The organism is Pedobacter glucosidilyticus (assembly GCF_002483235.1).
GTDB classification, from domain to species: domain Bacteria; phylum Bacteroidota; class Bacteroidia; order Sphingobacteriales; family Sphingobacteriaceae; genus Pseudopedobacter; species Pseudopedobacter glucosidilyticum_B.
The window spans coordinates 172,139-189,142 of record NZ_DLHN01000026.1 but is presented as its reverse complement, the minus strand read 5'-3'; the positions used below and the strand labels follow the sequence as shown (position 1 = coordinate 189,142).

Here is a 17,004-nt window from a genome sequence, read left to right as displayed (position 1 = left end):
GCCACATTCCATACCATGTGCATACGGTTGTTATTATCAAATACTATCCTGATTTTGTAACCCTGATAAGCGTTATTGGGTGGGGCTCCGGCTCCGGATAAATCCCAAAATACGGCTTTGGTTTGGTGGTTAGCATCCATACCACCAATGATGGTTTGTCCTCTATCTCCTGTAAAGGTATAATCCAGAGAGCCTAGTTGGCTCCATCTTTTGGTATCGGTATTGTAAACTTGTATGTTACCAGCCATATTACCCGGTACCCAACCTTCTGATACGGTATTAACTCTTTGACGAGATATGTAGAATAAGGTTCCTTTTCTGCTCTGGATAAACCTACCATAACTTACGGCAATAGGGCCAGAGATGCCTCCATTAGCAACATCTGAGTTAAGCATGATAAAGTTTGATATACTTTCTGGCTGGACAGAGCGATAGTAAACCATTGGGGTTTGGTGCATATTACCTGTCCAATGGATATATCCTTCTGCATCTACGGCTATAGAAACCTCATTATGGTTATCATCAGCTGTCATGCCTGTCATTACAATGGCTGTGGTAATATTACCATTTACATCTTTACGGGCTATACATCCGTTTAAATTAGCATCTATATAACCATAATAAATTACCCCTTTGTAAGTTACAATAGCTGTAGGAAAATCTGCCCCATTGATGGCGTGGGTAGTCAGTGTTAAATCGGTAGTGATACTGGTGGTTTCTGCTGGAGTTTGCGCCTGAAGCACTAAACAGTACAACACCACCACTTTTAGGAAAAGTAGTTTTAGTTTCATATAGTTTTATAATTGGTTGAATTAAATTTATACTAATTAACCCCTTATAAATAAAACTATATTGGCAGTATCTTACACATTATAAGCATTTTATAATGCTATAGATTTGTAAGTTTAAAGTGCTACTTTATACATTTTTGTTATGCCAACTTTACTGGCTGAGCATTTTATGATATAAATACCTGGTTGTAGTAGGGCTGTATCTATATGAAATTTTTTATAAAAACTATTCTTTTGTAAACGTTGTCCGCTTAAATTATAAAGCTCCATGTCTATCACATCTTCATGGTTTGAAGTTAAGGTGATAGATTTGGTTTGCATATCCGTATGGATCATCATACCATAAGTGTTTTTATGATAGTCTACTACTACATATTGGCTCATGGTACTGCTTGCATCCATGTCAACAGCTTTTAGCTTGTAATAATAAGTTTCGCCAAAACTTACATTTTTATCCAAAAAAGTATAAACAGAAGGTTTGCCAAAAGCTGTTTGTATAGCTTTAATCTTAAAATTTTCGCCATTTGTAGACTCCAAAATTTCAAAATGTTTTGTATTTAGTTCTGCCGAGGTATTCCAGTCTAATAAGATACCTTGTTTATTTAAAGAACCTTTAAAGTTAATGATAGAAACAGGTAAAACAGCTTCTATGACAATTTCAGATGCCGCCAATCTACTCTCGGTTTTAGTGTTATGGAAGGCTCTGGCTTTTAAGGTAACAGAATTACTGATGGTGATGGGCCCGGTATAAACGGTCCCGTTTGTAGTGGTAGGTAAACTACCATCTGTTGTGTATCTGATGGTGGTATTGGATGTAGGGCAAGTTATCTCAACATGAATATCATCTACATAATGGCTACCACTTACCACGCTAATTTCTGGCTGTGCTACCTGCCCACCGGTAGAGCCACTAAAGGTGATGGTTTGTACGGTTGATGTTGTACCTGATACCCTTTGATGTCTAACTTTACCTGTTTCATATAAATACTGATAATCTATACTGTGTGTTCCGGTATTACTAGGCAAACTTGCATAACTTAACCAAGTACTTCCATTATCATTGGTTCTTCTAAAGGTGGATGAACCTGCGGGAAAGGTAATCCAACCGTTGCCATCATTATAACCTTCGCCTGGCCAGGCGGAATTGATGGTGCTGCTTACATCTACCCAATTACCTCCTGTTAACCTAAAAGCCAACATCTTGTTTTGTGTATAAGATTGTTGTAAAATCGTTGGCTGGTTATCATTTCCAAATAGGATATTACAAAAGTTGTACATCCTTTGTGCATTTACATTAGGATCTTCCATGTACACCACTTCTCCATTAGCTGTTGTTATAGGTAAGCTTAATGTGGTACCATTACTTCTTTTCCAGGTGATGCCCTCATCATCAGAATAAGCATACATCAAGTGGGTATGTGTATCAGAAACAGTTGTCCTCACCGGATTTTTAGCCACATTCCATACCATGTGCATACGGTTGTTATTATCAAATACTATCCTGATTTTGTAACCCTGATAAGCGTTATTGGGTGGGGCTCCGGCTCCGGATAAATCCCAAAATACGGCTTTAACTTGGTGGTTGGCATCCATACCACCGGTAATGGTTTGCCCTCTATCTCCTGTTAAGGTATAATCCAGAGAGCCCAGTTGGCTCCATCTTTTGGTATCGGTATTATAAACTTGTATGCTACCGCCCATAATACCCGGTACCCAACCTTCTGATACGGTGTTTAACCTTTGTCTGGATAAGAAAAATAAAGTTCCTTTTCTGCTTTGGACAAACCTACCATAAGTTACACCTACCGGGCCAAATATTCCACCGTTGGCAACGTCACCATGTAGCGCAGTAAAAGCACTTATATCTTCGGCCCTAACAGATCTGTAATATACCATAGGGGTTTGGTGCATGTTTCCGATGTAATGGATATAACCTTCGGCATCTATAGCTAAGCCAACCATGGTATGGTAGGCATTATCAGCAACGTTAGGTATGATTACTTGGGAGGTGATTATCCCATTTTTATCCTTTTTAGCAATACAGCCATTTAGTGCAGCATCTAAATACGCATAATAAATATTTCCTTTATGGGAAGCAATAGCGGTCGGAAAATCAGTGCCGTTTATAGCGTGAGTGGTATAAGTTAAATCTATATTAACATTTGCTAACTCACCTGGCGTTTGTGCACATAAATAAGAAGATAAAAATATTAAAAAATGTAAAATCAAGAATTTAAATGGCATCATATTAATTTATAAATCTGCGGCTATATTAATTATATTACGCTTCACAGTTTTAAATTAGATTGACCATCTTTATAACTTTATTGGCATTTTTTAACTATATCTTCATTAAAAAATCACTTGGTTTAATTTATTAAAACCTTACCACAAACGGCTGATTTTTAAAACAATTTAATTGCTTTATTTTAAAGCCTGATATCTTAACAAAGCTTCCAGATAATAATAATCTGCATAAACTAGAGGCACATTTACTTCTTTGTTATGAGGCAAGCTTCCTACACTGTGTTTTAAAATGAAATGATGATTTGTTTGAGGTTTAGCTAAATACTGCTTTTTACTTAATGATTTTAAAATTTTGATGGCAAAATCTTCATAAAGCTGCGCAGATTCTTTGCTGTATTTACTCAATTCAAATAGTGCAGAACTTGTGATGGCTGCTGCTGATGCATCTCTGGGTATAACAGGATATTGATTGGGTTGATAGTTAAAAACAGGTGTATAATTTGGCTGATTGACATGATAATCCCAATATGGAACTCCATCTTTTGGAAGGTTTGGATGATTGATGATAAATTGTGCAATTTTTTCTGCCTGTTGTAAATACTGAGGATCTTTAGTTTCTCTATAGCAAACCGTAAAACCATATAAGCCCCAAGCTTGCCCTCTAGCCCAGGCAGACTCATGCGCATAACCTTGATTGGTTTCTTTAACTATTGGTTTTGCAGTAAGGGTATCATAACACACCACATGATAGGTACTATAATCCTCTCTAAAATGATGTTTGATGGTTGTATTGGCGTGTGCAATAGCTATATCTTTAAAATAAGGATTTCCGCTTTCTCTACTAGCAAAAAATAACAGTTCTAAATTCATCATATTATCTATGATGACCGGGAAATTATAAATATTTACACTATCGGCAGCCGGAAAATCATTCCATGATTTGATAGCTTTAACTGTTGGGTTATATCTGGTGGCTAAAGACTTTGCTGCTTCTATCAGTACATCTTTATAATAAGTTTCTTTGGTAAGTCGGTACGCATTTCCAAAACTGCAATAGGCCATAAAACCTAAATCATGATTTTCTGTATAAAACTTGATAGGTTCTAAGGCTTTTGTCCATTTAATGGCTTCCTGCTTTAAATTGTTATTTTCACTAAGCTCGTAACCATACCATAAATTACCAGCAAAAAAACCACTGGTCCAATCGTACATATCAACACTTTTAAAAGAACCATCATTAAAAAGAGAGCGTGGTATAACTGAAGGATTAGTTTCTTTAGCCACCATGTTGTTTAATTGTATCTCGGCAGTAAGAACAGCCTTATTAAAAAATTTTTGAGCAAATAATGGGTTTCCCAAAAAAAACAAGCAGGTAAAAATAATCGGTTTTAGGTTCATACAATAAAAGGTTTCTTTAAAAATAAAGCACCCGGCATAAATCCGGGCGCTTTAACATTATCACAACAAATTAAACTTTAATAGGAAACTACCAATACATATTGATAACTGTGCCCACATTTATTCTATTTAAGTTTGAGCCAATTTGGGTTGGGTTAGTTAAGTTAACGTTTTGATAACCTCTTAACACCATGGTATAAACTTTACCAGACTCAAATTTCAAAGTAAACTCATTGGTTGTAGATGTAGCCATATTGATCCAAGTTGGCAATATCTGGCTATTATTAACAGCTACAGAAGAAGTAAATGTTGGAATAGCTGTAGTCACCCCTGTTGGACGAATACTTAATTTATAACCACCTGCATCTACTGTAACAAACTGACTAGCATTTTTAAAAGCTAAATTACTGATTAATGTAGATAAATTTGCTGCTGTAGCAGTAGAAGGCCCTGTTGCCAAATCAATTGGACCTGTATCTGGCGACATGTGTACAAAACGGATACTTGCCTTACCCGCAACTGGTCTGGTAAAATTATCCTCAGTAACTAAAACGTCTGGTGCCTGAATCCTACCACCTAAAAATACGGAGTAATATTTACCTCTTTCTAAATTTAAAGGAACAGAAGCAACATTAGCAGATGGCTGAATAAAATCAGCTACAAACCTTGTGCTGTCTATTAATAAATTTTTGCTTCCCGGAGAACTTAAAAAATAACCCGTGGTACGGTTAACTTGCATTACTTGAGAATACAACCTTCTTCCGTCTAAGTTAAAGTAATAACCTAATACCAAACTTGTTGGGTTATGGGTGGTTAAACCGGGTCTTACTTCGGTAGCTGTTTGCATAATAGCAACTTTAGCCATGTTCGACGCATCTGTAATACCTTCTCTAGTTTCTTCTTTACAAGCGCTAAAAGCAGCAGCAAATAAAGCTATGCTATATAGGATATATTTTTTCGATTTCATTTTTCTGATTTTAAATTAATTGTAGCCTGTATTTTGAGTTAGGTTTGGATTAAGATCAATTTCGGCTCTAGGTATTGGTAATAAACCACCTGTATTAGCTTGAATTGGTCTGTTATGTGCTTGCATCACCTGTACAATATTTCCCCATCTCAATAAATCAAACCATCTTTTTCCCTCTAAGTTAAGCTCTAATCTTCTCTCCAGTCTGATCGCATCGCGTAAAGCATTACCCGTTAAGCCCACATAAGCTGCTAAACCTGTTCTTGGATGATTGTGTACTAGGTTTAAATTAGCCAATGCCTGAACATCTTTGTTACCTTGCGCTTGTTGTGCTTCTGCTAACATCAATAAAACATCAGCATAACGGTATACTACCCAGTTTACAGAAGAAGTATTTCCTGAACCTTGTACGTAGAATTTTTGTGAAACTGCTACGGTAGGTGTACCATTATTTGTTCTTACAGATAAGCCTAATCTTAAATCTGAAGTACTAAAAGCTTCTACCAAGGTATTATTTAAATCTGATGCTAAAGTTAAAGCCTTATTGGTAGGCATATAACGGTTAAAACCAGCAACACCACTACTTAACTCATCTGGTGGTGCAAACTGCCATCCAAACTCATTTTGTGCCCCATTTAGAGTACCTTGTGGCGCAAATTGCGCTTCAAAAATAGACTCTACCCCATTTTCTGTACCACCTGGTAAAGCACCAAAATTGGTAGCGTAATTGCTATTTAGAGAATATACACCAGAGTTGACTACTGCTTGCAATTGCTCTTCTGCTTTAATGTTATTACCAGTAGTAAGATACATGTGGCCTAATAATGTTCTGGCTGCGCCAGAAGTTGCCCTACCTATATCTGTATGCCCACCAATATTTGGAGCTATAGGTTGTACTATAGCCGCATTAGGGTATCTGGCTGGCAGTAAAGAAATGGCTTGTAATAAATCGCTTTCAATTTGTGCATAAACTTGTGCCGCTGGGGTTCTAGGGATATACAACTGATTAACATTCGTTGGCTCTACAGTTATCAAAGGAACATCTCCGTATAACCTCACCAAATTAAAATAATGTAAAGCTCTTAAAAAATAAGCTTCACCTAAAAATTGGTTTTTTAAAGCTGTTTCATTACCAGGAAGAGTTTGTAGTGCTGGCACTCTGGTTAAAAAAGTATTACAACGACCTATTCCTGTGTAAGAATCGGCCCAAAGGTTGTATGCAAACCCACTTCTATTGTCTAAAGAGTTTGTCTCTAATCCATCTGCAACGGTATTGTGTGCATCATCACTCATGACATCTAATTGCCAGATATTTCTGTAAACACCTAAAACAGGAGGATATAAACCTACCGATGCTTGTCTAACGCCTTGCAACGTTTCAAAAGATAAATCTGTTAAAGTTCTACCTGATATCTTTGGATCTACATCTAACATCTTATCACATGATGTTAGTGATAAAAATGCTAATCCAAATATGATTATATTCTTTTTCATCTTTCTAAAAATCTTAATTATAAGCCTATGTTAATACCCATTTGGAAAGTACGAGCCACAGGGTAAGAACCTAAATCCTGACCTCCGTTAACACCATTGCTACCATTACTGCTAACCTCTGGATCCCAACCTTGATACTTGGTAAATGTAAAAGCATTGGATACGCTAGTGTATAAACGTAAAGATTGCATTTTATATTTGTTAATAAACTTAGCAGGAACTTGATAAGAAAAAGTAATGTTACGAATTCTTAAGAAAGAGGCATCATCAACAAACCTGTTAGACTCTAGCAAATTTAATTGAGATTGCGCTCCGGCAGTAGGTCTTGGATAAGTGTTAGAAGTTCCTGGACCAGACCAAGCATTTAAATTATCTATACTACCCCAAGAGTTTAAGCCTTGTTGAATTTGTAGTCTGGCTTGGTTAAATAACTCATTACCCAAAGAGAAATTAGCAAAAACATTTAAGCCAAAGTTCTTATAGGTAAAGTTATTGGAGATACCGCCAAATAAATCTGGAAACGGCGAGCCTAATATCACTTTATCAGCATCGTTTAAGATACCATCATTGTTAACATCAATATATCTTTGATCTCCAGGTTGTGGAATTCTGTTACCCGGACCAATTTGATAAGGTACTCTTTGACCGGTAGTAGCATTTACCATAAAAGAGCCATCAGGGTTTCTTCTGTAAATATCATCAACCGTTTGGTATAAACCATCAGTTTGGTAACCCCAGAAAGAACCTATTGGGTATCCTGCTTTTGTCAAGTTTACAGGACCCGCAACACCTCTTGGAGTTATGCCTCTGATTTCTAATGGTGCCCCGCTACCATCTACACCAATATTGATAACTTTATTTTTGATGGTTGATACGTTGATGCTAGAAGTCCATTTTAAAGCCTTATCAATATTAACTGTGTTTAAAGCAAACTCGAAACCTTTGTTCTGAATTTGCCCTAAGTTTTGCTGTTGAGAGAAAAAGCCAGATGTTCTTGGCAATAAATTATTATACAATAAATCCGTTGCATTTTTAACAAAATAATCTGCCGCAAACACAATTCTACCTTTTAAGAAAGAAACGTCTAAACCGATATCGGTTTGTTTGTTAGCTTCCCATCTTAAACCTGCATTTGGTATACCATTAGGAGCTGTACCTGTAGCTAAAACATTGTTAAAGGTATAGTTAACACCTGAGTTCATTAAAGCTATGAAAGCGAAAGCCCCAATATCCTGATTACCGGTTATACCGTAACTCGCTCTGATTTTTAAATCATCAACTACATTTTTCAATGGTTTAAAGAAATTTTCTTCAGAAATACGGTAAGCAACCGATGCTGATGGGAAAATACCATAGCGATTGTCTGGACCAAAGTTTGATGAACCATCTCTACGTACTGTACCGGTAAATAAATAACGGCCTTTGTAGCTATAGTTAACTCTACTGAATTGAGATACTAAAGTGTTTTGAGAAATTGATTCAGAAAATGCCACTATCGTAGAGTTGTTTGGACCTATCAATAATAAATTTGGATTTAACGAGCCATCAGCTTTCATAAAATTCGTTTCCAAATTAAATTCTTGAGCTGAAAAACCTAGTAAAACGTCTAATTTATGATCATTGTTAAATGTTCTATTGTAGTTTAAAGTTTGCTCGGCAATCCAGTTTCTTCCAGAGGTGTTATCTAATTGAGATCTAGAAAAATTGTTTGGCGCAGTGTCAGGCCCTGCATAAGTAAAGGTAGGACCTCTAAGAATAGCTGGCGTATAAGTACGCTGCTTCACATTTACTAAATCAATACCAAAAGAACTTTTAAAAGTTAAACCTTTAGCTATTTTATACTCTCCAAAAACATTAGAAATAACACGATTTCTATCTACCAGCTTATCAAACTCAATAGCTTCTGTAACGCCGTTTCTATTATCGAAAACGACTCCATTAGTATTAGGTGGCCCCCAATAAGAACCATCTGCAAAATAGGCCGGTTGATAAGAAAAAGAAGTAAGAGCCATGAGGACGTTTCCTTGGAAACCATTTGCGTCGAAAGCATTATCTCCTGTTTGTCTTGATACAGTTGTTCTTATACCGAAAGATAATTTATCTGTAGCATCAAAATCTAAATTAGCTCTTCCTGATAACCTTTCTGAGTAGGTATCTAAAAATATACCTTCTTGGTTAAAATAGTTACCGCTAACGGCATATCTGATTTTATCTACACCACCAGAAACTGATAAATTTAAGTCCTGAATTGGTGCTGTTCTAAATAATTCGTTTTGCCAATCTGTACTGCCTGGATAATCAGGGCTAGAAGCAAAAGAAAAAGGATTGAATAATTCTGGTTCTATGTTTCTTGGACCACTTACTACGTTTATAATAGCTTGATTTCTTAACATCATACCTTCCGTAGCATTCATCATATCCCATTTATTGGTCATTTGCTGTGCACCATAGTAATAATCTAAATTGATTTTACTTTTGCCTGCTTTACCAGATTTGGTGGTAATGATAATCACCCCATTGGCAGCCCTTGAACCATAAATAGCTGTTGCAGAAGCATCCTTTAACACCTCCATAGATTCTATATCGTTTGGATTGATGGTAGCTAAAGGATTACCCAAGTTAAAGTCTGGTGTACTAGCACCACCACCACCTGCAGTAAACTCACCGGTAACTTCAAATAAAGGCACACCATCTATTACAAATAAAGGAGAATTGGAACCTCGTCTCTCACCAGTATTGTTTACCCCTCTGATTTGCACTTGGGTTGCGCCACCTGGTGCACCGCTAGATTGGATAACGTTTACACCGGCTGCTCTTCCTTGTAAAGCTTGGGCCGGGCTCATTACCGGAACTTGTGCTATTTCTTCGGCCTTAATAGATGTTGTAGAACCGGTATTATCCCTCTTTCTTTGCACACCATAACCTGTTACCACCACATCATTTAAAACATTTTCAGAAGATAGCTCGATAGGGTAATTAGTAGCACTACCCGTTCTTACTTCTAGTGTTTTATAACCTACATAGCTCACTACTAAAGTAGCACCCTCTTCTATAGATATTGTAAATTTACCATCCAAATCAGTAGTAACACCTCTTGTTGTAGATTTTACTTTAACTGTTGCCCCGGCTAATGGTTCCCCGGTACCATCTTTTACAACACCTTTAATTTCTCTTAAGGCTTGCCCAAACACATGGACATGTAAAAACAATAATGTGCTCACACATAATAGCAATTTTAATTGCTTTGAAATAATTAGTTTTTGCATAATTGATTAAATATAATTTTCGGTTTATATCCAAAAGTAGAAAGCATTTGAAAAAATATTAACCAATATATTGTCTCTTTCTTAAACTATTTTGACATAAATGTTAAAACACAGAGACAATATATTGCAATATCAGTTAAGGAATTTTGATTATTGAGATTAGAAAAAAAAGAGCGTTAAATTTATTTCTTCTTCTTTAACAATATGTTTAGTCCTATTTCAAAACTATTACTAAATCCAGGAAGCTGATTGTTGGAAGCGTTGTAATTACCTTGGAAAGATATGATTTCATCATAGGTAAAACCCAAACCAAAGCTCAAGACTTTATTATTACCATAATAGCCTAACAGATTAAATTTATCATCTAAAAAATTCAATTTGGCTCCACCACCAATTAAAGGGTCATTATCAATAATGCCTTGTACGGTTAAGATAGGTTCTACTGAAAAACCTAGATTCTGCTCTTCCAAAAACAAATAGCTTGCTGCAGCGTAATAAGAATAATTATTGGTGGTGATGATATCTGATTTGAGTAAACGACTTAGGTTAGGCAAGCTAAATTGAAGGTTTAATTTATCATTGGTGTAAGCTATACCAAAATTTGATTCTAATGTTAAAGGTCTATCAGAAAACTGCCCTACAACGGGGTCGCTATTAGAAGCCGTAATGTCTGACTGGGCTAGCCTTAACTGGCGTCCGCCTACGGATACCCCAAAATGTAATTGTTCTGAACTTTTGCTTAAAGGCAAATGATAAGCATAACTTAAAACTGCAGCAGTGCTTTTAAGCAACCCTATAGAAGAATTGTTAACCTGTAAGCCTAAACCAACATTTTTACCCGCTTTATAGGAGGCCGTAATGGCTTGGTTAACAGGTGCGCCCGCAACACTATTAAATTGATTACGATACGCTAAGCCTATAACCAAACCATCATTAATACCTACATTTGCAGGATTTATCAGGTATTGATTATGGTAATACTGATTGATAAATGGTTGTTGAGCAAAAGCTAAACTACCTAATAACAGTAAAGGAAGTATGATAAATATATTTCTTTTTAACATTTTTTTATTCTTTAAAGCTTGTTTCAAATGAGTTATAGGGTAGCTTAATAAACTATGGTTATAAATCCTTTTAATGTTTTATTGTTTCCAAGGTCTATGATGTACAAATAAGCTCCTGGATTTAATAAATTACCATTTACGGTTCCATTCCAATCATTCTGATAAGCCCTTCTGTCTAACATAACTCTTCCTAAAGAATCAAAGACCTTAATTTGGTGATTAGGATATAAATGAATGTTTTCAATCATCCAAACATCATTGATATTATCTCCATTAGGCGACAATAAATTTGCTACAACTACATCTAAATTATTTGTTGAAAAAGTAAGCGTTTTTACTGCTAAACCTGCACTTTGTGCCGAAACATTACTAGCAGCATCAGCTGCAGCAACCGTGATGGTGTAAGTGGTATTAGGAGATAAATCTTTGATGAAAATGGTATTACTAGCAGTATTACCATAAACTTGACCATTCACAAATACGGTATAAGATGTTACTGCTACATTGTCTGATGAAGGTTTCCAACTTACACTAAGACTATTTGCATTGATGTTTGAAGCAACAAGTTCAGTAGGTACTGTTGGTGCTTGTATATCACCTGCAGAAGTGGTAACATTTAAAACAGCACTTTGAGCCGAAGCATTTCCTGCCGCATCTCTAGCTAATACAGTTAGTGCGTAACTTGTTGCAGGTGATAAACCCGTAAGCGCAAAACTAGTTGCAGTTGATGTTCCTATAGAGGTACCATTTCTAAATATTTCATAAGATACCACACCAACATTATCTGTAGAGGCATTCCAAGTTAAAGTAAAGCCAGTAACTGTGATATTGCTGGAAGCAAGATTTGTTGGCACTGTAGGTGCTTGCGTGTCTGGTGCTGCCAATGTTCTTACTAGCAATGCTGTACTTGGTGCAGAAATATTACCAGCTAAATCTTTAGCTACTACTGTAATACTGTAGTTGGTTAATTCTGTTAAGCCACTTAATGCTAAACTAGTTGTAGTTGATGTCCCTATAGATGTACCATTTCTAAAAATCTCATAAGAAGTAACACCTACATTGTCTGTTGAGGCTGTCCAGCTTAATGTAAAAGAGTTAAAGGTAAGGTTAGACGAAGCTAAACCTGTTGGTACGGTTGGTGCCTGTGTGTCTGGAGCTGCCGGAGTGGTTACACTTAAAGCTGTACTTTGAGCCGAAGAATTACCAGCTACGTCTTTGGCTAAAACTGTTAAACTATAAGTGGTTGAGCCATCTAGACCTGATACCACAAAACTAGTAGTGATAGATGAACCGATAAGGGCTCCATTTCTAAATATCTCGTAACTACTTACCCCAATATTATCTGTTGAGGCGGTCCAGTTTAAAGTAAAACCATTAAAAGTTAGGTTAGCAAAACTTAAAGCTGTTGGTACAGTTGGTGCCTGCACATCAGGAGCTGCAAGTGTATTAACCACTAATGCTGCACTCTCTGCTGAACTATTATTGGCAGCATCTTTAGCTTTTATAGTTATAGAATAAGCTGTAAGAGCATTTAATCCTGTTAAAGAAAAACTGGTACTTGTTGCTGTACCAGCAGACACACCGTTATTAAAAATCTCATAAGAAGTAACGCCAACATTATCTGTTGAAGCCGTCCAGGTAATATTAAAACTCGTATTCGTAAGGGTATTGAAAGCTAAACCTGTAGGTACGCTAGGAGCCTGTGTATCTGGCGCAGCAAGTGTAGCTACAGCTAAAGCAGGGCTAGGTGAAGAATTATTACCAGCTGCATCTCTAGCTCTAACAGTAATGTTATAAGTTGTGCCCGCTGTTAAACCTGTTACTTCAAAATTTGTGATACTAGTTGTACCTACAGACGTACCATTGACAAATATTTCATAAGCTGTAACTCCTACATTATCTAAAGAAGGAGACCAGTTGATAACAGTACTTGTTTCTGTAACATTAGAGAAAGCTAAACCTATTGGTGAAGTTGGAGCTTCAGTATCTGGCGGTGCAAGTGTAGTAACACTTAATACCGTACTTTGTGCTGATGCGTTACCAGCTTCATCTTTAGCTAAAACGGTCATGCTATAAGTTGTACTACCCAAAAGGCCAGTTACATTAAAATCTGTTTTTGTAGTAGTACCTAATGAAACACCGTTTCTAAATACTTCATAACTTGCTACACCAATATTGTCTGTAGATGCCGTCCAATCTAGTTTAAACCCGGTTGCGGTAATGTTTGAAGAAACTAATCCTGTTGGTACAGTAGGTGCTTGATTATCTGACACTTCAGAAAAAGTTACAATACCAAAATTAGCAGGGCTTTGCCAAGAATTATCTTGATTATTAAACCAGCTCATTTTACCTTTTCTAAAACCTGTATCATTATCAATTAGCGAAATATCAAAACCTAATTTTTGCCCGTTTGCTACAGGAGTTGGTATAGCTAGTGATGCTAAGGGTATTTTAATTTCTACCACATAACCGCCACCGGCTGCTTTATTTACATAAGCCAGTTCTACACCGGTTACAGGTCTTGAAGCTCCGTTTCTTGAAGTTAGAACTGCATTACCATGTGTAAAAGTTAATTGGAAAGTAGAAGTTGTATAAGAAGCTGATTTTGCATTTGTAGCATCAATATAAATTTCTATCCCATCGTTATCATACCAATTTGAAGATGTGGTATTGATAGCATCATCAGTTACATCTGCAAAAATATAAAGATTTGTTGCATCGTAATTTGCTTGCCATGTACCGCTTAAATCTGCCGCTCCGGAAAGAGTACCAGTTGTTACTTTTGCAATAGGCAAAGTAACGCCAGCCCAAGAACTCTCTTTAACACCATCAATAACAATAGCTGAGCTTGTTTTATCAATAGAAGCATCATTAGATCTGGTAGCTATGTTTACAGCTGCACTAGGCGTAGTATTACCTGCTGCATCTTTAGCTCTAACAACAACGCTATAATTTGTAGCTAATGTTAAACCAGATACGGTAAAAGAAGTACTGGTGGTAGTACCTACGTAGTTATCGTTAATTAAAATATCATAAGCTGTTGTAGCCACATTATCGGTAGCGGCGGTCCAATTAATTTTGAAACTATTGGAAGTTATTTCTGAACCAAAAATATTGCTTGCTGCGCTTGGTGCTACATTGTCTGCTACAGCATTGGGCGTAGTGATAGATACATTGGTGAAAGTAGCGGATCTTAAAGCGTTTAGGTTAGAAGCTACAAATAAACCTACCTGCACAGTACTTTCTAAAACTACGGTTTGGGTACCTAAAACTGTCCATGCAGAACCATCCTCCGAGTATTCTGCCCTAAAACTATTTCCTGTTCTGGTCAAACGAATCCAATGAGGTAATAATTTACTATAAACAACATTTGCTTGTGTAAAATTTGCACTTTGGGTTGCTCTTGTACGCCACTCGATACCATTTGCACTATTAAAACAAGCCAAGTACAAACCCGGTGGATTGTTAGCTTGCGTACCTTGCCTAACCATAAAGCCTGCTCTTCCAAAAATATTAGCTACATTATTATCAAAAGTATAAGACTGAACGCGACCAGTTAAAACAAAATCACCCGTTACATCTCTAAATAAATATTGAGAGGCTTCATTAGTTGCATTGGTATTACCTGCACCATTAATAGTGTATGTACCACTATTAAAAGTAGAACTTCCGGCAGGTGATGCGCCTCCGATATCCAACCTACTGGTAAAAATACCAATAGCGTTTGATGACAGGGTGCTTACACTTAATACATTACTAAAAGCAGAGACATTACCTGCGGCATCTTTACCTTTTATAGTTACGCTATAATTAGTACCTGCATCTAAATTATTAAAAATATAACTTGTTGAGGTAGAAACCCCCACCATGGTATTGTTTAAATAAACCTCATAAGTTGGATTTGTTGTACGATCATCCACAGATGCTGTCCAGTTTACGGTAAAACCTCTGGATGAAATATTGGTAGGACTTAGATTGGTTGGAGCAGAAGGTGCTTGTGTATCCGGACCAATAAAAACAAGAATTCTTGAAGCGGCATAACGGCTGCTTACCCTACCTGTTTTAAAAGCTACTGCTTTAATGGTAGTGGTATTGCTAATCGTAATTGGCGTGGTATAAACTGTTCCGTTTGTTGCTGTTGGTAAAGAGCCATCTGTAGTATATCTAATAACGACATCAGCAGTAGGATGTGTAATACTTATAGTTTGTGCCGTTGTAAAGGTAGTACCACTTAGAACACTTAATACTGGTGGAACGAGTTGACCTTCACTTGCATTAGAAAATGTTACAGTTCTTACCTCGCTTAAAGCACCTCCATTTGCACTTTGTAGCCTTAAAATACCGGTTTCTCTGTAATATTCATAGTCGAATGATATAGCACCTGGATAGGTTGATACACCTGTATATTGTCTCCAGCTAGTACCATTATCATTAGAGCGTCTCATTCCGCCACCGCTACCACTCACCAATGACATGTAACCGTTATCATCTATTAAGCCTTCGCCTGGCCAACTTGGATTCCAAGTCCCTGAAACTTCTTCCCAAGTTGTACCGTTAAATTTAAAAGCTAAAGTTTTATTTTGAGTGTAGGAGAACTGTAATAAAACCGGCATGTTATCGGATGTTAACATGATATTACAGAAATTGTACATTCTTTGCGTATTTACGTTTGGATCTTCGCTATACACAACTTCGCCATTGGTAGTGCCAATAGGCAGGGTTAATAAAGAGCCATCAGATTTTCTCCAAGTAACACCTTCATCATCAGAATAAGCATACATTAAATGGGTATGGGTATCAGAAACAGTAGTTAAAACTGGATTTTTTGCAACATTCCATACCATGTGCATCCTGTTATTTTTATCAAAAACTACTCTTAATTTATATCCTTGATAAGCGTTACCTATTGGCCCAGGAAAAGCTCCTGCCCCAGAATTATCCCATATCACGGCTCTTGTTTGGTGCTGACTATCCATACCACCTGTAATGGTTTGACCTCTATCACTTACCATACTATAATTTAATGAGCCTAACTGGGTCCATCTTTTGGTATCAGTATTATATACTTGTATATGGCCTCCCATGATACCTTGTACCCAGCCTTCATTAACAGTATTTAATCTTTGTCTTGAAAGAAAAAACAATGTTCCTTTTCTACTTTGTACAAACCTACCGTAAGTTACCCCTACAGGGCCCCACATCCCCCCGTTTGCTACATCTCCATTTAAAGAAGTAAAAGCAGTGATGTCCTCAGGTTTATCAGATCTTAAATAAACCATTGGGTTTTGGTGCATATTACCAATGTAATGTATATAACCTTCGGCATCTATGGCAATACCAACCATGGTATGAGAAGGGTTGTTTTGGATACCCGGTAATACCACTGCCGATGTAACCACTCCGTTTGGATCTTTTTTAGCTATACATCCATTTAATGAAGGATCTATATAAGCATAATAAATACTTCCTTTATGGCTAACAATGGAAGTTGGAAAATCCGTTCCATTTGTTGGATGGGTAGGAATAGATAATTCTGTAACTACATTAAAAGTTTCAGTTGGTGTTTGCGCTTTACAAATTGATGCTAGGCATAAAATGACAAGGAGTAATTTTATTTTCATTGTGTTTAAAATAGTCTTTTGGCTAGGGTATAAAGTTAAAAAGTAAGCCCTTTTAAGTTTTAAACATTTTAAGCATTTATTACAACTATTTTTACCCAAATACTCTTAACAAAGATGAATTGGCTTTTAAACTAGCCTTTATCTTAAACAAGCAAT

8 protein-coding genes are annotated in these 17,004 nt (G+C 36.6%); all 8 read right to left on the bottom strand.

Annotation, left to right across the window (positions count from 1 at the left end; all coding sequences use genetic code 11):
• The coding region (locus tag B2745_RS11500) for a BNR-4 repeat-containing protein (RefSeq protein WP_304066666.1) at positions 1-791 on the bottom strand (791 nt) is incomplete at its 3' end.
• Positions 792-905: 114 nt separating this feature from the next.
• Positions 906-3,038 carry a BNR-4 repeat-containing protein gene (locus B2745_RS11495; RefSeq protein WP_304066663.1) on the bottom strand — a complete coding sequence of 711 codons (2,133 nt, stop codon included), beginning with the start codon at positions 3,036-3,038 and terminating at the stop codon, positions 906-908.
• Between the two features lie 177 nt (positions 3,039-3,215).
• Positions 3,216-4,436 (bottom strand): glycoside hydrolase family 88 protein, encoded by a 1,221-nt coding sequence (locus B2745_RS11490; protein ID WP_304066659.1) that lies wholly within the window; start codon positions 4,434-4,436, stop codon positions 3,216-3,218.
• Between the two features lie 88 nt (positions 4,437-4,524).
• Entirely contained in the window at positions 4,525-5,403 is an 879-nt protein-coding gene (locus B2745_RS11485; protein WP_304066656.1) for a DUF4397 domain-containing protein, read from the bottom strand.
• A gap of 15 nt (positions 5,404-5,418) precedes the next feature.
• On the bottom strand, positions 5,419-6,897 hold the full coding sequence (locus tag B2745_RS11480; RefSeq protein WP_304066653.1) for a RagB/SusD family nutrient uptake outer membrane protein: 1,479 nt from the start codon (positions 6,895-6,897) through the stop codon (positions 5,419-5,421).
• A gap of 17 nt (positions 6,898-6,914) precedes the next feature.
• The gene (locus B2745_RS11475; protein WP_304066650.1) at positions 6,915-10,118 is read right to left on the bottom strand and encodes a SusC/RagA family TonB-linked outer membrane protein; all 3,204 of its coding nucleotides are present in this window, start codon (positions 10,116-10,118) and stop codon (positions 6,915-6,917) included.
• A 227-nt stretch (positions 10,119-10,345) separates the two neighbouring features.
• Positions 10,346-11,227 (bottom strand): PorP/SprF family type IX secretion system membrane protein, encoded by an 882-nt coding sequence (locus B2745_RS11470; protein ID WP_304066648.1) that lies wholly within the window; start codon positions 11,225-11,227, stop codon positions 10,346-10,348.
• A 44-nt stretch (positions 11,228-11,271) separates the two neighbouring features.
• Positions 11,272-16,848 (bottom strand): fibronectin type III domain-containing protein, encoded by a 5,577-nt coding sequence (locus tag B2745_RS11465; RefSeq protein ID WP_304066645.1) that lies wholly within the window; start codon positions 16,846-16,848, stop codon positions 11,272-11,274.
• Positions 16,849-17,004 lie beyond the last annotated feature (156 nt).